The following is an 18,546-nucleotide window of genomic DNA, read 5'->3' on the forward strand; positions in this document are numbered from 1 at the left end:
TTCCTGCTTGATGGTGGTTGTCTCTAACGGGTTGCCGCTTCCAACGCGGCTATCTCGCCGCCGCTGATGAGCGGCAGGTTGCGGCTGACCTGCTCTACCGGCCAGTCCCACCAGGCGATGGCGTTGAGACGGGCGATGGTGTCGTCGTCGAAGCGGTAGCGGATCACTTTCGCCGGGTTGCCACCGACTACGGCATAGGCGGGCACGTCGCCGGTGACCACGGAGCGGGCGGCGATGATGGCGCCGTTGCCGACTTTGACCCCTGGCATGATCAGGGCGTCATAGCCTATCCAGACATCGTTGCCGATGACGGTATCCCCCTTGTAGGGGAGGCTGCCCGGGGCAGGGGCGGCGCTCTCCCAGCCGTTGCCGAAGATAAAGAATGGGTAGGTGGAGAAGCCGGAGGTCTGGTGATTGGCGCCGTTCATGATGAACTTGACCCCGCGGGCGATGGCGCAGAACTTGCCGATGATGAGCTTGTCGCCGATGAAGGGGAAGTGGTAGAGGACGTTGCGCTCGAAGCCCGCCGCATCCTCCGGATCGTCGTAATAGGTGTAGTCACCCACCTCGATATTGGGTCCCTTGATGGTGTTCTTGATAAAGCACACCTGGGGGAAGCCGTTCATGGGGTGGGGGTTGGCGGGATCGGGTCCGTGCATGGGGGCTCCTCTGGGGTCTGGGCTCAGGCTACCCTAACGGAATCGGGTGGAGCCTTGCCACCCTTTTGTGCCCTCCGCTTCGCCAGTCTCTGTCGCCCCCTGCCCATGTGCGCATCGACCCGGGGCGGGTTTGTCTCTAGCATGGAGGGGCGGCGGAGTCTGGCTCCGTCAAAATGGATGATGGACGAAGTGCGCCTTGCACACTTCTGGCGGAGAGAAAAGATGAAGCTGCGTTCCTTGTTGATGGTGGGTGCCCTGCTGCTGGGCGGATGTGCGGTCAATCCCTATGGGGGGACGCCTGCGCCGGTCGGCGAGCCGGACAAGCCGGTGACCAAACCAGAGAAACCCGTGGCCGAGCCTGACAAGGCCGAGCCGGTGCCTGCTCCCAAACCCGTGGCACCGACGGGGCTGGCGGTCGCCCTGGCCGATGACTTCCTTAAGGCCGCCGATGTGCAGGCACTGGCGGGCAGCAGCCCGGTACTGCTGCTGATGGCGCCCCAGAACGGTACAGGTGAGCCCTTCAGCACCCAGCCCCTGGCGGTGGCCATGATCCAGCGCATTCAGGCCAATAGCGGCTTTCGTTTCGCAGACCCGGGCCAGGTGGCGGCCATCACGGGTCAGCTCGAATACCAGCAGGGGGGCATGAACCCCGCCTCCCTGGTGCGTCTGGGTCGCCAGACCGGGGCGGGTTACATGCTCTACGGGGATCTCCTTTCTGAAGGGGGCCGCTACCGGCTCGCCATGAGCCTGATGGATCTCAAGAGCGGTGAACTGCTCTGGAACGCCAGCCGATCCGCTGCCCGCTGATGCCGGCTCGCCGGATCCCTCTTGACCGGGATCCGGCCTTGCCCCCTTGTCCGGGGGCGGGAATACCCCTGTGGCGCCCCTGACGTCACAGGGGTTGGCATGTCGCACTGCCTGAGGGCAAAAAAACCTTCCTGACTGTCTGACAATTATGGTTCTGACAGCATCCCCGATTGCTACCATTCACTTTGCCGGAGGCTTGTCCGGTGAACACGTCACCGACCGCATTCTTCCCGCCCGGCAGGCAGCTTTCTGCCCCTGTGCGATACTCCATGAGTCTTGTATAACAGGAGTACAGGGACCCACTCCCATGGATAGCAAGGAGCTCGGATGGCGCTCTCAGTGGCACAACTCTACGAAGTGATGGCCCAGTTGCCGGATCCCGTCTTCATCCTCAGCGAAGATGGCTACTACATCGAGTACATCGGCGGGATGGAGCAGCAGTCCTACCAGAACGGCAACCCGCTGATCGGCAGACAATTGCTGGACGTGCTGCCCGAGGACAAGGCGCAGTGGGTGATGGCGCAGGTGGCTCAGGCCCTCGCCAGCGGCCAGGTGCAGGTGGTGGAGTATGACCTCTCCCCCGCCGAGGTGGACGGCATTGACGCCGACGCCGGGCCCCAGGGAATGCAGCGTTTCGAGGGCAAGATAGCGCCCTTGCCATCTTTATATGAAGGGAAGCGGGCGGTGGCCTGGATGACCCGCAGCATCACCCGCCAGCACGAGCTGCAACAGCGGCTCAAGCGGCTCGGGGAGACGGATCAGCTCACCGGCCTCTACAACCGCCACTTCTTCTTCGACCAGTATCACCACAGGGTGCAGGGGCAGCATCTCACCGGCCTCATCATGCTGGATCTCGATCACTTCAAGCAGATCAACGATCGCTTCGGCCACCAGACCGGTGACAAGGTCCTGTGCCGGGTCTGCGAGTGCGTCTCCGCCCAGTTGCGGGGGGAGGATCTCTTCGTGCGCAGCGGTGGCGAGGAGTTTCTGATCCTGCTGCCGCAGATCGACGAGGGGATATTGCTGAAGGTGGCGGAGCGGATCCGCGCCGCAGTGGCGGCCATGGCGCCGGATCCCGCCCCCGTGACCGTGAGTCTGGGCACCACCCTGATCCGGCCGGGAGAGGATCTCGGCACCGTGCTGGCCCGGGCGGACGAGTGGCTCTATCGGGCCAAGCGGGGCGGGCGCAACCGGGTGGCCCACGATGGGGCGCCCTGAGGGGCGCAGTGAACAGGAAAGAGGGCGACCCGGGGTCGCCCTCTTTCATTTGTCTGCGTCTTGGCGCCGTCTCAGCCAAACAGTGTCGAGATGTTCTGGCCCGCCATCAGCAGGCCGATGGCCAGGGCGCTGAACCAGACCAGGGTAGCAGCGACCAGGGCATAGCCAAGGGCGACGAAGAGCCCGTCCCGCTGCAACATGCCGATGGCCAGCAGCAGGATGGCCCAGGCGGGCATGGCGTTGGTGAAGGGAATGGCGCCCAGCGGCAGCATCAGCAGCAGGGCGGCCAGCATGATGAGCAGGCCGTTGCAGCGGTTGATGGTCACGCTGCCGGTCAGGATGAGCAGGCGCGGGCGGATGAAGCGGTCGATGCGGGCCAGCAGATCCGCCCCCTTGTGCAGGGTCGGCTTGAGGTGCTCGGCGGCGAAGCGGCGCTCCATCAGGAAGGCGGGCAGCCAGGGCACCCGGTTGAGGGTGATGCCGATGCCGATGAAGAGGATCAGCAGGCCAAAGGGGGTGCTGACGCCGGGAATGGAAACCGGCAGCAGGAAGGGAACCGTGAGCAGCACGCAAAACAGCAGCATGCCCTGCTCGCCCACCAGGGCCAGCATCTGGCGCAAGCTGATGTGGCTCTCCTCGATGGCGTGGGCGGTGGCCCTCAGGGTATCGGAGAGCGTGCTTTGGGGGTCGTTGAGTTGCGCGGCAACCATTCCTGAGATCCTCGTCTGTTGATGCCACCGCTGTGGCGCCGTCAGCTTACGGGGGCGAGGTTAATCCCGGATGAATAACCCCGGGGAGCACAGATATTTCCATCGGGAGCGGGGCAATGGGGCTGGTACAGCCCCCGTCCAGTGTGGGAGACGGGCGCTCTGATATGCTTTGCGCAGGTCTTTCACCAAAGGATGAGCATATGAGAGGAGCGATGGGGATGGTGCCGGGGCTGCTGCTGCCCCTGGCGGGCTGGGCTGCCGAGCCCCCGGCGACGGGCTGGCAGCTGACTCCCTTTGCGGGATACAGCTCGGCCATCGACTTTCGGGCCATGGACGAGCCGGCCCCCACGCCGCACGGGAGCGACATCGACACCCTGCAAGGGGAGCACTCCGGCAGCTGGGGGCTCTTCATCAGCAGGGAGGTGGATGACCCCGGCATGGTGGAGCTGCTCTACAGCCACCAGTCGACCCGGGTGTCCCCCGAACTGCCCGACAGGCTGACGGTGGACACCCTGCAGTTTGCCGGGGCCCTGACTCTCTCGGACAACCTGATGGCCCCCTATATCGGTGCCGGGATCGGGGTCACCCGCTTCGATGCCTACGACAGCGAGACGGCCCCTTCCATGTCCCTGGCCCTCGGGGTGCAGCCGCGCCTGACCGAACATCTGGCCGTGCGGGCCGAGGTGCGCGGTTATGGTGCCTTGGTCAACGACGACAGCCAGTTTCTCTGCAACCCCGAGATTTGCGCCTTTCGGGTGCGAGGGGAGCTGATCACCCAGTGGCAGGCCAATATCGGCTTGACCCTGAGGTTCTGAGCCTCATGATGGGACTCCTTTGACCAGACAAGGCGATACGACTCCGTGCCATCCCTGCCCCGTGAACTGCCCGTACTGCTGACCCCAAGGGGGCGACTGCGCCCCTTCGATGGGCGGGATGCTGCCGATCTCTTCGCCATCTACGGGGATCCCCTGGTGATGCGCTTGGTCGGGGAGCCGCCGTTTCCCTCCCTTGCCACCGTGTCGCAGATGCTGGCTAGCGTCGAGCGGTTGCTGGCTGGCGGCGAGTCGCTGGAGTGGGGGCTGGTGTTACGCGGCAGCGGCCGCCTGGTGGGTACCTGCGGCTTGCACAGCTTTGCGGCCGGCGCCAGCCTGCGCCAGGCGGAGGTGGGCTGCATGCTGGCCCGCAGCCACTGGGGACAAGGTCTGATGGGGGAGGCGCTGAGCGCCCTGATCGCCTATGCCCGCCAGCTTGGCATCGTCACCCTGCTTGCGGATATCGAACCGGACAATCTGCCCAGCCAGCGGCTATTTGAGCGGCTGGGCTTCATCTGGCAGCAGGATACCTGCTACCGGTTGCTGCTGGGCGAGGAGATCACACCAGACCGCGCGTGACGCGGCTGAGGGGCTCGTTGACGTCGAACACCTTGTACTGCACCGCGCTGGCGCCCATGGCGAGCACCCGCTGCTCGTGCATGGTGGCGTAGGCGAGGGCACTCCCCTCATCCTCGAACAGATAGATGCCGCCCGCTTCGCCGGTGCGCGGGTTCTCGGTCCAGATCTTGGAGATGAAGCCCGGCTCCCGGGTGATGGAGTCGGCCAGCGGCATGGCCGCATTAGTGAGGGCCGGTCCCATCATCTCGGCGGGGAAGTTGAAATGGATTTGCAGCAGGCTGGGCATGATAAACCTCTCGTGGGCGTTGATTGACGGAATCCGCATCATAGGAAGCCGGCATCTTGGCTGCAAGAAGGCACATTTTCGTGGCATAGTTACCGCAAAGTAACCACTCGCGAGCCATACCGTGCCCTCACTGCCCTGTCCCGCCTATCAGGTATTGCGCCTGCTGACCGGCAAATGGAAGCCGGCCATTCTGTTTCATCTGCGCGAACAGACCCTGCGTTTTGGCGACCTGCGCCGCTGCCTGCCCGAGGTGAGCCAGAAGGTGCTCACCGCCCAGCTCAAGGAGCTGGAGAGCGACGGTGTCATCATCCGCACCCTCTACCCCGACGTACCGCCCAGGGTGGAGTACAGCCTGAGCCCCCTTGGCGTCGCCCTGATCCCCCTGCTTCAGCAGATGCACGATTTTGCGCTGAACCACGTTGATCTGCTGGCTGGTCAGGGTCCTGTTTCTAGCGAGCCCGCAGCAACCAGCGGCTGAGGGCGGTGGCCGCCAGCAGTCGGTAGCCGAGCAGAGTGAGCGCCAGCAGCGCGGGTACCTTGAGGAGTTCCCACCACACCTGTTTGCCCTGGGGGCCGAAGATCATCAGCCACACCACCAGCATCATGTGCAGACAGTAGAGGCCGAGCACCTTGGGGGCCTGGCGCTCCAGCCAGCTGCCTTTGCCCCATGCGGGGTTGGCCAGCAGCAGGCCGAACAGCCCCAGCGCCCAGGGGAGCGAACCCAGCAGGAAATCGTGACGAGCGAGGGGGACGGCGGCAACGCGCAGCAGCCCTGCGGCCTCCAGGGCGTAGAGCCCCATCCCCGCCATCATCATCAGGGCGCAGCGCCTGGCGTCCGGCTGCCAGGCACGCAGGCGCAGCTCGGCGCCAAGCGCTACGAACAGCAAGGAGAAGAAGGGGCCGTTGCGGGTCAGCAGGGCCCACTCGCCCCCCGGCAGCAGCGAGCCATAGGAGCCGCCGATCAGGGCCAGGGCGTAGAGCAGGGCTCCCAGCAGCAGGGCCAGCCTCGGCAGGCGGACCTGCTGGCGGAGCCCCAGGATCAGCACCGCCACCATCAGGGCGGGCAGGAACCAGAGGTGGATCATGCCGCCCACCCACCAGACGTTGAGATGATCCCCGAGCTGCATCTGCCACTGGCCTGCCATGGCGTGCAGGTAGCCCTCGCTCACCGCCGCGAGCGGGTTGAACGGTATCAGCACGTAGAGCAGGCTCCACGCCAGCCAGAGCCCCAGCAGGGGTCGGCAGTAGCGCAGTGCGACCGTCAGCGGGTGGCCCGCGGCGAGGGCGGGTTGCAAGAAGTAACCGGCGCACAGGAAGAACAGCGGCACCGCGAAGCGGCAGAGCTGGTTGATGACGGCTCCGACCAGAGGGTAGGGCGTGCCGTCCCACAGGGCGGGGTCGAAGGGGTTGCTGAAAGGGGAGAGATGGATGGTCATCACGGCCAGGATGGCCACCACTCGCCCGCATTCAATGCTGGAGATGCGCATGATTCCTCGTGGCGTTCGGGAGCTGGGCGCACCCTATCAGCCGCAGGCGTTCCCTATCCAGCCGCCTGGTCGCCAACTGTGACCCCCATCGGCGGCCGGTTACCCTTTGTTACCCGAGGTGCGGGCAAGGTTACCGCCGCCGGGAGCAGGATCCCGTTTTGGTGTCGGTAAAAGGGCTAGAGCAGGGCCACCAGCACGGTGACCAGGGCGCCCAGCAGCAGCAGGGCGATGCCGCGACCGGCGGGGCCGTGCAGCTTGTTCCACATCAGCAGGCTGGTGAGGGCCAGCAGCAGCATGGCCAGGGCCGCCAGATCTCCCACCAGTTGCCAGGGCAGGCCGGTGCCCATGCCACGGTGCAGCCGGTTGAGGCTGGCAGCGAAGTTGGCCTGCTGCAGCTCGGTGCGCACCAGCAGAGTGCCTTCCACATAGCTGGCGGCCACGCTCTGGCTGAGGGTGACGCCGCGCAGCTCCCAGCGGGCCGGCAGGGTGAGAGAGCCGGATGGTGTGGGCAGGGTCTGGGGCGGGGTGATCTGGGGTCGCCCCTCCTCGAACATGTCTGCATAACGCTGTTGCAGCAGGGCTTTCAATTCATCCGGGCTGGCCAGCGGCGTGCTCAGTACTATCTCTTCGCTCGATTTGGCGGTGTGGGGACCGGGCAGGGGCAGCACGGCCCTGTGTTGCAGCCAGAGGCCGGTGAGGCCGTAGAGCAGCATCAGGGTGAGGGTGGCAAAGCCTGCCCAGGCGTGGATGCGGCGCACCCACTTGTTGTTGTGCAGGGGGAGTTTTCTGCGTGTCATCGTTCGGTGCTTCATAACAATCTGGCCAGCGAACGCTGGCCAGAGGGGTCGGTAAACAGGGAGGATCAGAAGCGGTAGGCGGCGGTCAGGTGCAGCTGACGGGGCGTGCCCGGCATGATCTGGGCCGCGCTGGTGGCGCTGACGAAGTAGTCGTGATCGGTCAGGTTCTCCACGCTCAGCTGGGCTTCCCACTGGGGCCAGCGGTAGCCGGCACGGGCGTCGAAGCGGGCGTAACCGGGCAAGGTGGTGGTGTTGGCGTTGTCGGCGAAGCGATCCCCCACCGCCGTCATCCCGGTCTCGCCGAACCAGCCCTGCTTGCCGCTCTGGTAGCCGGCGAACAGCTGGCCGTTCTGGCGGGAGACGTTCATCGGTCGCTTGCCTTGCAGGTCCGCGTCTGCCTTGACCTGCTCGGCATCCTGGATGGCGACGCCGCCGCGCAGATAGATCTCGTCGGTCAGCTGGGCACGGGCGCTCAGCTCGATGCCGTCGGTGCGCTGCAGACCGGTGAGGATCACCCGGGTGGGATCCAGCGGATCCTTGCTGCGTTTGTTGTACATCTCCAGCCGGTAGAGAGAGAAGGTGGTGGCGAGGCGGCCGTTCAGCCAGTCGCTCTTCACGCCCCCTTCATAGAGCCGGGTGTGCTGGGGATCCAGGTTGTTGTTCTTGTCCCCCGGGGTGATGCCGATAAGCTCACCGCCCACCGGGGTGAAGGTCTTGCTATAGGAGGTGTAGAAGGCATGCTCCTCGATGGGGTTCCACACCAGGCCCAGGCGCGGACTCAGGCTGGTGACCGAGAGGGTCTCTTCCTTGTCGAGGTCGTTGCGGCGGCTGGTGACGGTGAAGTCGTCGCGGCGCAGGCCTGCCAGCAGGTGCCAGTCGCCCAGGCTGAGCTGATCCTGCACATAGAGGCCGACACCGCGCACCCTGTGATGGGCGTCGCTGGAGAGTTTCATGGCGCCGTCGTAGGTGGGCAGGGAGCCCGGATCATAGAGGTTGCCTGCCGGGATCGGGTTGGCGTTCTGGTAGAGCTTGGGGGTGCGATCCTGCCAGCCCTGCTCCAGGCCCACCAGCAGACGATGGGCGACGGGGCCGGTTTGCAGCTGGCCCTCGGCCTCGGTGTTGCTGGTGAGGCTGCTGGCCTTGAGATCCTGCTGCCAGCGGGCGCGGGTCACCTTGTCACCCTTGACGCTGGTGACATAGGTGTTGTCGAACTGGCTGTCGAGGGTGGTGTAGCCGAGCTGCTGGCGCAGTTGCCACTGATCGTTGATGTCCCAGGTGAAGCGGGAGCGGGTGGACTGGGCCACATCGTCGATGAAGTCGCGGCGGGTGTCGCTGTAGACGCTCTCGATGGGGACATCCGCCGGGCGACCATCGACGCCGGGAATGCCGCGATCCGGGGTGCGATCGTGCTCGTTGCGCTCGTATTGCACCAGCCAGTTCAGGGTGTCGGTGATCTCCCAGTTGACGGAGGGGGCCAGCAGGGTGCGCTTGCTGGTCACGTCGTCGCGAAAGCTGTCTTTGTCTTCCTGGGCCAGGTTCAGGCGCACCTGTACCCGCTCTCCTGCCTCGCCGTTGAGGTCGGCGGCGAAGCGTCGGCTGTCGAAGCTGCCGACCTGGGCGCTGACGCTGGAGGCCTGCCCCTTCTGGGGAACCTTGCTGACCCGGTTGACGATGCCGCCCGTGCTGCCACGGCCGTAGAGCACGGCGGCGGGGCCCTTGAGCACTTCGACCCGCTCGATGTTGCCAAGGTCGCGGGTGTATTGCATGTCATCGCGCAGGCCGTCGAGGTAGAAGTCGTTGCTGGCGCTGAAACCGCGGATGGTGACGCCGTCAAAACGGGTGTCGCCGCTGGCGTTGACGCCAGGGATGCCGGTCAGGGCTTCACTCAGGGTGGGCTGGCCGAAGGCGGTCAGCTCGCTTGCCTTGACGCTCTCGATGCTCTGGGGCACCAGCTTGGCCGGGGTGGCGGTACGGGTCGCGGTGGCGACCTCTTCATGTTGGCTGCGTTTGCCGACCACGGTCAGGGTTTCGTCTTCGGCACGGGGGCTGGTGCAAACCGCCAGCAAGGCGACGCCCAGCAAGGCGCGCGGGGAGTTGGAATGGTTCATCTGGGTGTGACTCTTTGTCGACCAATCGGCCTGAACTTGTTGATTTATTTGTAATTATTGATTTCTCTCATCGCGAGAGGTTGCTAATGATATTGATTTTCATTTGCCTTGCAAGGAGAAGATGCAAGAAAAAGAGATCATTGGCGGGCAGGCACTGAGGGGGCTGGAATCTCGGGGAAAAGGCCGGGGGAGCCTTGGTTCGGTTCGGAGGGGACGCTACCATGGTGGCCTCGCGCCTTGGCGCACCATCCGGAACACACAGGGAGAGAAACATGGTCGAGATCATCAGGGCGGATCTGCACAACCCTCGCCACGGCGAGGCGCTGATCGCGATGCTGGACGAATACGCCAGGGATGAGATGGGGGGCGGCAATGCACTGGCGGACGAGGTGAAGGCGAATCTGGCCGACGCCCTGGCCGCGCGGCCCGGTGCCCATGTGCTGCTGGCCTGGGTCGATGGGGAGCCCGCTGGCGTTGCCACCTGCTTCGAGGGCTTCTCGACCTTCGCCTGTCAGCCGCTGCTCAATATCCACGACGTGGCGGTGCACCCTGCCCATCGCGGCCAGGGCATCGGCAAGCGGCTGTTGGCGGAGGCGGAGCGGCTCGCCCGGGAGCTCGGTTGCTGCAAGCTGACCCTGGAGGTGCTGGAGGGGAACAAGGTGGCCCAGGCTGCCTATCGTGCCAGCGGCTTTGCGGGTTATGAGCTCGATCCCGAGGTGGGCCGGGCCATGTTCTGGCAGAAGAAGCTGGGGTGAGAGGGTCGGCAAACATGATCTGCCGGGCTTGCCTCTGAGACTCCTGTCCCCTGGAGTGGCACCAGATTTTTCAATGTGTTGATGGAACCGGCCCGGCCGGGTGAGTGACATGACCCTTTATGCTTCGGATCAGCGAGTGACCCGAATGAACTCCGTACAGATGCGCACGATGAAGCATTGTCCGGAGCCGGTGGAGGCCCAGACCTCCCATCCATTCATCGTGCAGTGACGACCGGATCTCGCTACCTCGCGGGAGCCGTGACCTTGCCGCACGACTGAACCAAGGCCATAGACGTTGCCTCGTCTATGGCCTTTTTTGTTGCCCCGCAGCCAGGCTGCGGGTGCGAGACAGAGCAGAGGCCCGCCCGGGTCTCTGCTTTTTTTATGGTCTGTCATGACCGACGGGTATGCTTGGCAAGGGCCGGGTCGTCGGCCAGAGAGGCTGACCATCTTCAAGAGGAAACAGTGCAATGTCACAAAATATCTATGACGAACCAGGGTTTTTTGAGGGCTATGCCCAACTGCCACGCTCCCTTCACGGGCTGGCGGGGGCGCCGGAGTGGCCGGCGCTGCACGCCATGCTGCCGGATCTTGCCGGCAAGCGGGTGCTGGATCTGGGCTGCGGTTATGGCTGGTTCTGCCGGGCAGCCAGAGATCTCGGGGCTGCCGATGTGGTCGGTATCGATCTTTCCGCGAAGATGCTGGCCCGTGCCGCCGAGCTGACCCGGGATGAGGCCATCCGCTATCGGCAGGGGGATCTGGACGGTCTTGCGCTGTCCGATGAGCCTTTCGATCTCATCTACAGCTCCCTGGCGCTACATTACCTGCCCGAGGTGGCGCCGCTGTTTGCGGAGATCCACCGTGCGCTGGTGGCTGGCGGCAGCCTGGTGTTCTCGGTGGAGCACCCCATCTTCACCTGCCCGCAGCCGCAAGGCTGGCTGGTTGATGCAGAGGGACGCCGCTCCTGGCCCGTCAACGGCTATCAGGCGGAGGGCAAGCGGGTCAGCAACTGGCTGGCGGAGGGGGTAGTCAAGTATCACCGCACCCTGGGCACCTACCTCAATGCCCTTGTCGCCGCCGGGTTCCAGATCCGCCGCGTGGAGGAGTGGGGGCCGACGGCGGCGCAGATTGCGGCCAACCCGGCCCTGGCGGAGGAGGCGGAGCGCCCCATGCTGTTGCTGGTGTCGGCGTACAAACCCCTGGCCTGACGCAATAAAAAACGGCGCGCAGAGTGCTCTGCGCGCCGTGTTGTCAGGTGGTTGCCGACTTAGAAGTCGTAGCGGGCCGCCAGCTGGAAGTCATCCTTGGTGTTGAGCTTGCCGCTGTCATGGCTGTCGAGGTTGTTGATGCGGTACTCGCCGATGACGCGCAGGTTCTTGTTGAACTTGTACTGGGCGCCCAGGGTGTAGTAGTCGATGGAGTCGTAGTCAGACTTGCCAGCCTGCTCCACCTTCTGCTTGTTCCACAGGGCCATCAGGCCGAAGCCGCTCTCGAAGTTGTAACCCAGCGCCCCTTCCCAGCCGGTGTGATCCTTGCCGGTGGCCAGGAAGTCGCTGCCGTCGGCATAGCTCAGGGCGGCGTAGAGGGCCTTGTTGTCGTACTTGGCGGAGAGCAGCCACAGCTTGGCATCCTCTTCACCGCTCTTGTCGCGGATGCCCACGTTGTAGGCGGTCCCCAGGGAGAGGTTGAACGGGAAGGTGTAGGCCACGGCGGCACCGTAGGCGGCATCGCTGTCCTTGCTGGAGGTCTCTTCGGTGTCACCGCCATCGAACTTGTAGCTGGTATCTACCTGGAAACCGTTGAACAGGCCGGAGTACTTCAGCACGGAGCCGGCGCGGTTGGTGGCGAAGGTGTCGGTCTTGGCGCCCAGTGCCTCGTTGCCGTAACCATCGGAGAGAGAGACATCAGTCCAGTCCGCCAGGAAGCCAGGAGCCCCCTTCTGGCGACCGAAGGTGACGGTCCCCCAGTTGGCGCCGACACCGGCGAACGCCAGACGGGTACGCAGGTTGTCGGAGTTCTCGCTGACGGTCTTCTCGCTGTCGTTGATGTACATCTGCAGTTCGTACTGGGCCAGCGCCTTGAGACCCGGGTTGATCTCGCTCTCTACCTTGGCGCCCAGACGGACAAACTGGTTGGCCCCCTGCTTGTCGCTGTATTCGTTCTTGATGTCACCGTTGGCGTCCAGCTCTTTCTTCTCGCCGAAGAACTGGCCGGCGTAGATGCGGCCGTAGAGGTCGAGCAGGGTGCTCTCGTTTTTGTACACTTCGACGGCTTGAGCCTGGAAGGCGGCGGTAAGAGCCAATGCTACTACTGTCAGCTTTTTCATCATGATCCCTTGTGTTGCAAGCTTTTGTTTTAAAAGACGGGGCCATGCTAGAAGTGACAGATGACAGTCGGGTGACCGTGCAATGAACAAACCGTGTCGGTTCCATGTCAGCGGGATGAAAACCGGGATTTATGTGGCTGGTCGCCACTTTTACGCGCAAAGGTTTGCCCTTGTGGTAGAATGCCGCCCGTTTTCGAGCTCCTAAGGTTGGATATGCGATGAGACGTGAACTGGCAATCGAATTTTCCCGAGTGACGGAAGCGGCTGCACTGGCTGGCTACAAGTGGCTCGGACGTGGTGACAAGAATATCGCCGATGGCGCGGCCGTGGCGGCCATGCGTCACATCCTCAATCAGATCCAGATCGATGGCGAGATTGTGATCGGCGAAGGGGAGATCGACGAAGCCCCCATGCTCTACATCGGCGAGAAGGTGGGCACGGGTCAGGGCGACGCCGTGGACATCGCGGTCGACCCCATCGAGGGGACCCGCATGACTGCCATGGGTCAGGCCAATGCTCTGGCCGTGCTGGCGGTGGGCGACAAGGGATCCTTCCTCAAGGCCCCCGACATGTACATGGAAAAGCTGATCGTGGGCCCCAAGGCGAGAGGCGCCATCGATCTCGATCAGGCCCTGGAGCTGAACCTCAAGGCCGTGGCCAAGGCGCTCGGCAAGCCCCTCTCCCGTCTGACCGTCATCACCCTGGCCAAGCCGCGTCATGACAAGGCGATCAAGGAGATGCAGGGTCTGGGAGTGCGGGTGTTCGCCATTCCCGACGGCGACGTGGCCGCTTCCATCCTCACCTGTCTGCCGGACAGCGAAGTGGACATGCTCTACGGCATCGGTGGCGCGCCGGAAGGGGTGATCTCCGCCGCGGTGATCCGCGCCCTGGACGGCGACATGCAGGCTCGCCTGATCCCCCGCCACCAGGTCAAGGGTGACAGCCCCGAGGTTCGTGCCCTGGGTGAACAGGAGATCGCGCGCTGCGAGGAGCTGGGCATCGACGTGAGCAAGGTGCTCAAGCTCGAAGATCTGGCCAAGAATGACAACGTCATCTTCTCGGCCACCGGCATCACCAAGGGTGATCTGCTGGAAGGGATCACCAGCGACGGCGTCATGGCGACCACCGAGACCCTGCTGATCCGCGGCAAATCGCGCACCATCCGTCGTATCAAGTCGATCCACTTCCTGGATCGCAAAGACAGCGTGGTACGCGACATCATCCTGTGATGTGCTGACTCCCGCAGCAAAAAGCCCGGCACTGCCGGGCTTTTTGCGCTCTGCAGGGCGCCAGGGTGCCCGGGCAGGGATAAGGCTTAGGAGAAACCGGACTCCTTGCTACACTGCGGTGCCCCACAGAGGAAAAATCACATGGAATGTCGTCAGGGATGCGGTGCCTGCTGCATCGCCCCCAGCATCAGCAGTGCCATTCCCGGCATGCCGGACGGCAAGCCCGCCGGTGTGCCCTGTGTGCAGCTCGATGCGCACCTGGGGTGCAAGATCTTCGGCCAGCCGGAGCGCCCGGCGGTGTGCGGCGGCTTTCGCCCCATGGCGGACGTGTGCGGCTCCCATCGCCAGGAGGCCATCTGGCTTATCGGCGAGCTGGAGCGGCTGACCGCCTGAGCCCTTGACCCTCTCCCTCGGGGAAAGGGTGTCTGCTTGTCCTCCTCATCCCCGCCCCCTTCTCCCGCAAGGGGAGAAGAGAGCCACCATTCGGAACAATGGCAATAAACAATCCCAATAAAAAGAGGCCGCAATTGCGGCCTCTTTTTATTTCGCGACGAACGGGCGTCAGATGTCGGCCAGCTGCAATGCCTGGCGGTAGTACTCGTTGGCCTTGTTGGTCAGGCGGCGCTTGTCCATCACCTGGCCGAGGGCGTGGTAGAGGGCGGCATCCGGCGCCTTCGCCACTTCCTGCTCCAGCAGCCGCTGGGCTTCGTCCAGTTGACCGGCCAGCAGGCAGACCCGGGCCAGCGCCGCTTCGGCGCCCGGTTGATCCTGGATCTTTCTGAGCAGGGTCAGCATGGGCTGGTAGTCGTCCAGTTTGAGCTTGGGCAGGCGGGCGAACAGCTCGGGGGAGGGATCCTTGCGCAGGGCCTCCAGCCAGAGATCGGCGGCTTCGGCATCGGCCCCCAATCGGCGCAGGCGATCCCCGTAACTGGCCAGCAGCACGGGATCCTGGCGCTGTTTGCGGGGCAGACCCTGCCAGACCGTGCGCAGGGTGTCGAGGGAGCCGCTGGCGGCCTCCAGACGACCGCACCACGCCTGGTGCAGCAGGGTCTCTTCCTGCTGGGCGGTCAGCTTGCCCACCTTGCGCAGGGCAGGGGCGAGATCGATGAGGGCCGCCCAGTCTTCACGGGCCAGATACACCTGACGCAGCTGATCCAGCACCATGGGGTGGCGCGGGTTGAGGGCATAGATGGACTCGAGGCGACCGAGGGCGCTGTCGTACTGGCCCTGCTCAATCTGCAACTGGGTCTGGATCAGGGTCAGTGCCAGCTCTGCCTTGGGGTTCTCTTCCTGGGCTTTCTGCAGGTAGTGGTCCCGGCGCACGTCGTCACCCCGGGCCTGGGCCACCCGGGCGGCGCTCAGGTAGTTGAGCAGCGGGGTGTCGCTGTTGTCGGCGCCCTTGATGAGGAGCTTCTCGGCCTGGTTGTAGTGCCCCTCTGCCATGGCCAGGGTGGCATTGACGGTTTGCAGGTTGGCCTTGCGGCGGCGGCGGGAGCCGAACCAGCCCTGGGTCTTGCGGCGCAGGCCGAACAGGCGGGCCAGCACCCATTCCACGATGAGCAGGGCGCCGTAGAACAGCACCGCCAGGATCACCGCGCTGGTGACCGAGGATTCCACCGTGTAGTTGCCCAGCGAGATGAGCACATAGCCCTTGTTGCCGGAGGCTTCGGGACCGAAGATGAGGCCCGCCACCATCACGGCGACTATGACGATCAGACGAATCATGGTCTCCTCCTCAGTTGCCGGCCAGGATGCGTTGCAGGCGTTCGGTCAGCACCTGTTCCAGCATGGTCTGGGTCTTGAACTGATCCGGGTAGTCAAACTGGATCTGCTCGCCTTTGAGCTTGTCGAGCTCGGACTGCATGTACTGGGTGGCGCTGTTGTCGGCATCGAAATACTGGGTCAGCCAGCGCTGGGCCTTCTCCAGGCTGTCGACATAGAGGGACTGCTGTTCACGATAGACGGCGAGCTGGGCCTGCAGCAGCTTGGTCTTGAGGTTCTCCCGCAGGAAGATCTCCTGCTGTGGGGAGAGCAGGGCTTCCACGGCGCCATCGCGGCGACGGATGGTGATGAAGTTTTCGGTGAACTTGACCCAGTTCTTCTTCAGGTTGCTCTGCCACTCGTCCGGGTTGGTGCTGACGGTCTGGTCGGGCTCGCTCTTGGCTTCCGGCATGCTGACGGTGGAGAGGGGCAGCAGCTCGATCTGGTCCGAGAGGGCGGCCAGCTTCAGGGTCAACCCTTCGCGATCGACCCGCGGCATCCCCTTGAGCTTGGCGATGTCTTCCGCCAGCGCCTTGCGAATGGGCATCAGGCTGGGGTCGTTGAGCGCCTTGATGCGCTCGTCGGCGTTGCCGAGCAATGTGATGGCGGAGACGATGTCGTGTTCGAGCCACAGCTTGCGGCCCGCCATGCGCACCAGGTATTCGGATTCGGCCAGCATCCAGTCATTGGGGCGCTTGTCGTCCAGATCCAGCACCTTGGTCTGCAAGGCGTCCAGCGCCTCCTGCAACTGCTGCTGGCTCTTGCCGAGGGCACCGATCTGTTCGGCATCCTTGCTGCTGCCCTGATCAATCCTGGTCATGGCGTCGGCCAGTTGCTGCTTGAGGGCTACCAGTTCGGCCTGCTGGGCAACGGCGTTCTGGTGTCCGTGCACATAGAGACCACCGGCCAGCCCCAGGGCCAGCAGGATGGCGATGCCGCCAAGCACGGTGCCAGAGCTGCCCTTCTTGCTCCCTGTTGTTCCGGGAGCGGGCTTGTTGTTGTCGGCCACGGTGGCCGCGGCACTCGGCTGGACTTCTTGCTGTTCAGTCATTCCATCTTCCTCAGTTCCAGGGCGGCCACCAGAGCCTGGTTGGATGCACCTTGGGCAATCACGATACGGGTAAAACCAGCCCCTTCTGCCATCTCGGCCACCCGGGGACTGGGCACCACCAGCAGGCGGTCATAAAGCCAGGGGTGCTGCGGGCCGGGCACCAGGGCCAGCAACCGCTGCAACAATTCGCCACTGGTGATGAGCAGGCTGTCGAGCCCGGCTGCCTGCCAGTGGCGGGTCAATGCGTCCCCGTCAAGATCGGGGTAGTGGCGCTCATAGGTGGCACAATAGTGCACCAGTGCGCCCCGTGAGGCCAGCGTCCGGGCGATGAGATCCCGCCCGTCGTTGCCGCGCAGGATCAGCACCCGGCGGCCACTCACCCCTTGCAGCGCCGGCAGGGCCAGCAGCCCTTCACTGCGGGGATCGGCCGGGCACAGGGCCTGGATGCCCGCCTCGGCGAAGGCATCCGCACTCGCCTGGCCGACTGCAAAGTAATCAATATGTGGCCAGGTCTGACCAGTTTGCAACAGAAAATGATGTGCAAAATGAACGGCATGCATGCTGACGGCGATAACGAGGTCCGCCTCTCGCAGCATGTCACCCAGGTGAGGGAGGTCGCATCCCGGCCGGGTTTCCAGCAACGGACAGCAGAGCGGTGCATGACCCAACTGGTGCAGCATCTGCACCAGCTGGTTGGCCTGGGCGGCCGGGCGCACCACCAGGGGGACCATCAGGCGGCGCTCCAGGCAGATGACCGTGAACCTGGCTGTGCTGCACTCATGCCCGGTAGACCTCGGCCAGGATAACGTCGGCGCCGGCGGCCAGCAGGCGCTGGGCCAGGGTGTGGCCCAGCGCCTCGCCCTCTGCCAGGGGGCCGCGGATCTCATCGCGAATGACGTGGCTGCCATCCGGGCTGCCCACCAGGCCGCGCAGCCATACCTCTTCTCCCTGTACCAGGGCATAGGCCCCGATGGGCACCTGACAGCCACCTTGCAGGGCGCGGTTCATGGCGCGCTCGGTCAGCACCCGGATGCGGGTCTCGGGGTGTTCGAGCGGCGCCAGCAGGGCGTGCAGCTCAACATCATCCAGGCGGCATTCGATGCCGACCGCCCCCTGGCCGTTGGCGGGCAGGCTCTGCTCGGGCTCGATGAAGGCGGCGATGCGATGGGCCATCTCCAGTCGTTTCAGGCCGGCGGCGGCCAGGATGATGGCGTCATAATCACCGGCATCCAGCTTGGCGAGGCGGGTGTTGACGTTGCCCCGCAGGTCGCGGATCACGAGATCAGGGCGGGCAGCGCGCAGCTGGCACTGACGGCGCAGGCTGGAGGTGCCGACCACGGCCCCTTGAGGCAGCTCGTCTATCTGGTTGAAATGGTTGGAAACAAAGGCATCACGCGGGTCTTCGCGCTCACAGATGGTGTGCAGGCCGAGTCCGTCGGGGAACTCCACAGGTACGTCTTTCATGGAGTGGACAGCGATGTCGGCACGCCCTTCCAGCATGGCAGTCTCCAGCTCCTTGACGAACAACCCCTTGCCGCCGACCTTGGCGAGGGGGGTGTCGAGGATCTTGTCACCCTGGGTGCTCATGGGCACCAGTTCGACCTGCAGATCCGGATGGAGTGCCTCCAGCCGATCTTTCACAAAATTGGCCTGCCACAGGGCCAGTGGGCTCTTTCGAGTGGCAATTCTCAGGGTTCGGGCTGCCATATCAATCAGTTGTTTCATCTTTTGAGAGGAAAACGATCTTACCACCCTTTGCAGGGGCTTTCATGGCGCAGCCCGCAAAAGCGGGGCCAAGCTCAAAAACGGGGGCTGAAAATTATTTTCATTCAGCCAATAATTGATTTTAAGTTATTGAAAGTAAGCAACTTTATTGCTTTCCTCTGATACCGTTACGAACGGGGTCAGAAATAATCCGGTGATTGTGTGCGGGCTTGTTTACCACTGCTGTTTGCATTGTT

Annotated in this window: 20 protein-coding genes; 9 read left to right on the forward strand and 11 right to left on the reverse strand. The window is 64.1% G+C overall.

Going from position 1 to position 18,546, the window contains the following annotated elements:
- Nucleotides 1–23: 23 nt before the first annotated feature.
- Nucleotides 24–659, reverse strand: coding sequence for a Vat family streptogramin A O-acetyltransferase (locus BN1120_RS07175; RefSeq protein ID WP_042015351.1), 636 nt, complete (start codon nucleotides 657–659; stop codon nucleotides 24–26).
- A gap of 222 nt (nucleotides 660–881) precedes the next feature.
- On the opposite strand from BN1120_RS07175, the gene BN1120_RS07180 reads away from it, so the two are divergent.
- Both BN1120_RS07180 and BN1120_RS07185 read left to right on the forward strand, forming a co-directional pair.
- Entirely contained in the window at nucleotides 882–1,466 is a 585-nt protein-coding gene (locus tag BN1120_RS07180) for a hypothetical protein (RefSeq protein WP_010672673.1), read from the forward strand.
- 327 nt (nucleotides 1,467–1,793) lie between these two features.
- Nucleotides 1,794–2,684: a sensor domain-containing diguanylate cyclase gene (locus BN1120_RS07185; protein WP_042015352.1), complete on the forward strand. Its 891-nt coding sequence runs from the start codon at nucleotides 1,794–1,796 to the stop codon at nucleotides 2,682–2,684.
- A gap of 71 nt (nucleotides 2,685–2,755) precedes the next feature.
- On the opposite strand, the gene BN1120_RS07190 is transcribed toward BN1120_RS07185, so the two are convergent.
- Nucleotides 2,756–3,394: an exopolysaccharide biosynthesis protein gene (locus BN1120_RS07190; protein ID WP_010672675.1), complete on the reverse strand. Its 639-nt coding sequence runs from the start codon at nucleotides 3,392–3,394 to the stop codon at nucleotides 2,756–2,758.
- Nucleotides 3,395–3,594: 200 nt separating this feature from the next.
- On the opposite strand from BN1120_RS07190, the gene BN1120_RS07195 reads away from it, so the two are divergent.
- Entirely contained in the window at nucleotides 3,595–4,209 is a 615-nt protein-coding gene (locus BN1120_RS07195; RefSeq protein ID WP_029313562.1) for an outer membrane beta-barrel protein, read from the forward strand.
- Nucleotides 4,210–4,254: 45 nt separating this feature from the next.
- Nucleotides 4,255–4,785, forward strand: a complete 531-nt coding sequence (locus tag BN1120_RS07200; protein ID WP_042015354.1) for a GNAT family N-acetyltransferase — start codon at nucleotides 4,255–4,257, stop codon at nucleotides 4,783–4,785.
- On the opposite strand, the gene BN1120_RS07205 is transcribed toward BN1120_RS07200, so the two are convergent.
- Nucleotides 4,766–5,071, reverse strand: coding sequence for a monooxygenase (locus BN1120_RS07205; protein WP_042015445.1), 306 nt, complete (start codon nucleotides 5,069–5,071; stop codon nucleotides 4,766–4,768). The genes BN1120_RS07200 and BN1120_RS07205 overlap by 20 nt on opposite strands.
- Nucleotides 5,072–5,192: 121 nt before the next feature.
- Here BN1120_RS07205 and BN1120_RS07210 point away from each other — a divergent pair, with 121 nt between their 5' ends.
- Entirely contained in the window at nucleotides 5,193–5,549 is a 357-nt protein-coding gene (locus BN1120_RS07210) for a winged helix-turn-helix transcriptional regulator (protein WP_042015355.1), read from the forward strand.
- Here the strand turns inward: BN1120_RS07210 and BN1120_RS07215 are convergent.
- The 3 genes from BN1120_RS07215 to BN1120_RS07225 all read right to left on the reverse strand — a co-directional run bounded on the left by BN1120_RS07215 (nucleotide 5,521) and on the right by BN1120_RS07225 (nucleotide 9,463).
- Nucleotides 5,521–6,558 carry an acyltransferase gene (locus tag BN1120_RS07215; protein WP_042015356.1) on the reverse strand — a complete coding sequence of 346 codons (1,038 nt, stop codon included), beginning with the start codon at nucleotides 6,556–6,558 and terminating at the stop codon, nucleotides 5,521–5,523. The genes BN1120_RS07210 and BN1120_RS07215 overlap by 29 nt on opposite strands.
- 176 nt (nucleotides 6,559–6,734) lie before the next feature.
- Entirely contained in the window at nucleotides 6,735–7,355 is a 621-nt protein-coding gene (locus tag BN1120_RS07220) for a PepSY-associated TM helix domain-containing protein (protein ID WP_042015357.1), read from the reverse strand.
- 65 nt (nucleotides 7,356–7,420) lie between these two features.
- A complete protein-coding gene (locus BN1120_RS07225; protein ID WP_042015362.1) occupies nucleotides 7,421–9,463 on the reverse strand; it encodes a TonB-dependent receptor in 2,043 nt (680 codons plus the stop codon).
- Nucleotides 9,464–9,735: 272 nt separating this feature from the next.
- Here BN1120_RS07225 and BN1120_RS07230 point away from each other — a divergent pair, with 272 nt between their 5' ends.
- Both BN1120_RS07230 and BN1120_RS07235 read left to right on the forward strand, forming a co-directional pair.
- Complete coding sequence (locus tag BN1120_RS07230) at nucleotides 9,736–10,218, forward strand: GNAT family N-acetyltransferase (RefSeq protein ID WP_039040465.1); 483 nt, start codon at nucleotides 9,736–9,738, stop codon at nucleotides 10,216–10,218.
- A 470-nt stretch (nucleotides 10,219–10,688) separates the two neighbouring features.
- Nucleotides 10,689–11,426 carry a class I SAM-dependent methyltransferase gene (locus BN1120_RS07235; protein WP_042015364.1) on the forward strand — a complete coding sequence of 246 codons (738 nt, stop codon included), beginning with the start codon at nucleotides 10,689–10,691 and terminating at the stop codon, nucleotides 11,424–11,426.
- Between the two features lie 59 nt (nucleotides 11,427–11,485).
- On the opposite strand, the gene BN1120_RS07240 is transcribed toward BN1120_RS07235, so the two are convergent.
- Nucleotides 11,486–12,544 carry a porin gene (locus BN1120_RS07240; protein ID WP_029313567.1) on the reverse strand — a complete coding sequence of 353 codons (1,059 nt, stop codon included), beginning with the start codon at nucleotides 12,542–12,544 and terminating at the stop codon, nucleotides 11,486–11,488.
- Nucleotides 12,545–12,762: 218 nt separating this feature from the next.
- Between BN1120_RS07240 and glpX the strand changes: the two genes are divergently transcribed.
- The gene (gene glpX / locus BN1120_RS07245) at nucleotides 12,763–13,773 is read left to right on the forward strand and encodes a class II fructose-bisphosphatase (protein WP_039040467.1); all 1,011 of its coding nucleotides are present in this window, start codon (nucleotides 12,763–12,765) and stop codon (nucleotides 13,771–13,773) included.
- 141 nt (nucleotides 13,774–13,914) lie between these two features.
- Nucleotides 13,915–14,166: a YkgJ family cysteine cluster protein gene (locus BN1120_RS07250; RefSeq protein WP_010675884.1), complete on the forward strand. Its 252-nt coding sequence runs from the start codon at nucleotides 13,915–13,917 to the stop codon at nucleotides 14,164–14,166.
- Between the two features lie 168 nt (nucleotides 14,167–14,334).
- On the opposite strand, the gene BN1120_RS07255 is transcribed toward BN1120_RS07250, so the two are convergent.
- From BN1120_RS07255 to hemC, 4 genes are read right to left on the reverse strand one after another with little or no spacing between them, the layout of a single operon-like run.
- A complete protein-coding gene (locus BN1120_RS07255; protein WP_042015365.1) occupies nucleotides 14,335–15,498 on the reverse strand; it encodes a heme biosynthesis HemY N-terminal domain-containing protein in 1,164 nt (387 codons plus the stop codon).
- Between the two features lie 10 nt (nucleotides 15,499–15,508).
- On the reverse strand, nucleotides 15,509–16,585 hold the full coding sequence (locus BN1120_RS07260) for a uroporphyrinogen-III C-methyltransferase (RefSeq protein WP_039039811.1): 1,077 nt from the start codon (nucleotides 16,583–16,585) through the stop codon (nucleotides 15,509–15,511).
- On the reverse strand, nucleotides 16,582–17,316 hold the full coding sequence (locus BN1120_RS07265) for a uroporphyrinogen-III synthase (RefSeq protein WP_039039810.1): 735 nt from the start codon (nucleotides 17,314–17,316) through the stop codon (nucleotides 16,582–16,584). The genes BN1120_RS07260 and BN1120_RS07265 overlap by 4 nt, the downstream gene beginning before the upstream one ends.
- Before the next feature lie 46 nt (nucleotides 17,317–17,362).
- Nucleotides 17,363–18,292: a hydroxymethylbilane synthase gene (gene hemC, locus BN1120_RS07270; protein ID WP_042015366.1), complete on the reverse strand. Its 930-nt coding sequence runs from the start codon at nucleotides 18,290–18,292 to the stop codon at nucleotides 17,363–17,365.
- Nucleotides 18,293–18,546 lie beyond the last annotated feature (254 nt).

Source organism: Aeromonas caviae, assembly GCF_000819785.1.
Lineage (GTDB): Bacteria > Pseudomonadota > Gammaproteobacteria > Enterobacterales > Aeromonadaceae > Aeromonas > Aeromonas caviae.

Bases quoted from the DNA above. Each gene is read 5' to 3' on its own strand.
- BN1120_RS07180 (WP_010672673.1), top strand. From the start codon at position 882: ATGAAGCTGCGTTCCTTGTTGATGGTGGGTGCCCTGCTGCTGGGCGGA.
- BN1120_RS07255 (WP_042015365.1), bottom strand. From the start codon at position 15,498: ATGATTCGTCTGATCGTCATAGTCGCCGTGATGGTGGCGGGCCTCATC.
- BN1120_RS07205 (WP_042015445.1), bottom strand. From the start codon at position 5,071: ATGCCCAGCCTGCTGCAAATCCATTTCAACTTCCCCGCCGAGATGATG.
- BN1120_RS07265 (WP_039039810.1), bottom strand. From the start codon at position 17,316: ATGGTCCCCCTGGTGGTGCGCCCGGCCGCCCAGGCCAACCAGCTGGTG.
- BN1120_RS07250 (WP_010675884.1), top strand. From the start codon at position 13,915: ATGGAATGTCGTCAGGGATGCGGTGCCTGCTGCATCGCCCCCAGCATC.
- BN1120_RS07225 (WP_042015362.1), bottom strand. From the start codon at position 9,463: ATGAACCATTCCAACTCCCCGCGCGCCTTGCTGGGCGTCGCCTTGCTG.
- BN1120_RS07175 (WP_042015351.1), bottom strand. From the start codon at position 659: ATGCACGGACCCGATCCCGCCAACCCCCACCCCATGAACGGCTTCCCC.
- BN1120_RS07190 (WP_010672675.1), bottom strand. From the start codon at position 3,394: ATGGTTGCCGCGCAACTCAACGACCCCCAAAGCACGCTCTCCGATACC.
- BN1120_RS07260 (WP_039039811.1), bottom strand. From the start codon at position 16,585: ATGACTGAACAGCAAGAAGTCCAGCCGAGTGCCGCGGCCACCGTGGCC.
- BN1120_RS07185 (WP_042015352.1), top strand. From the start codon at position 1,794: ATGGCGCTCTCAGTGGCACAACTCTACGAAGTGATGGCCCAGTTGCCG.
- glpX (WP_039040467.1), top strand. From the start codon at position 12,763: ATGAGACGTGAACTGGCAATCGAATTTTCCCGAGTGACGGAAGCGGCT.
- BN1120_RS07235 (WP_042015364.1), top strand. From the start codon at position 10,689: ATGTCACAAAATATCTATGACGAACCAGGGTTTTTTGAGGGCTATGCC.
- BN1120_RS07230 (WP_039040465.1), top strand. From the start codon at position 9,736: ATGGTCGAGATCATCAGGGCGGATCTGCACAACCCTCGCCACGGCGAG.
- BN1120_RS07240 (WP_029313567.1), bottom strand. From the start codon at position 12,544: ATGAAAAAGCTGACAGTAGTAGCATTGGCTCTTACCGCCGCCTTCCAG.
- BN1120_RS07195 (WP_029313562.1), top strand. From the start codon at position 3,595: ATGAGAGGAGCGATGGGGATGGTGCCGGGGCTGCTGCTGCCCCTGGCG.
- hemC (WP_042015366.1), bottom strand. From the start codon at position 18,292: ATGGCAGCCCGAACCCTGAGAATTGCCACTCGAAAGAGCCCACTGGCC.
- BN1120_RS07215 (WP_042015356.1), bottom strand. From the start codon at position 6,558: ATGCGCATCTCCAGCATTGAATGCGGGCGAGTGGTGGCCATCCTGGCC.
- BN1120_RS07220 (WP_042015357.1), bottom strand. From the start codon at position 7,355: ATGACACGCAGAAAACTCCCCCTGCACAACAACAAGTGGGTGCGCCGC.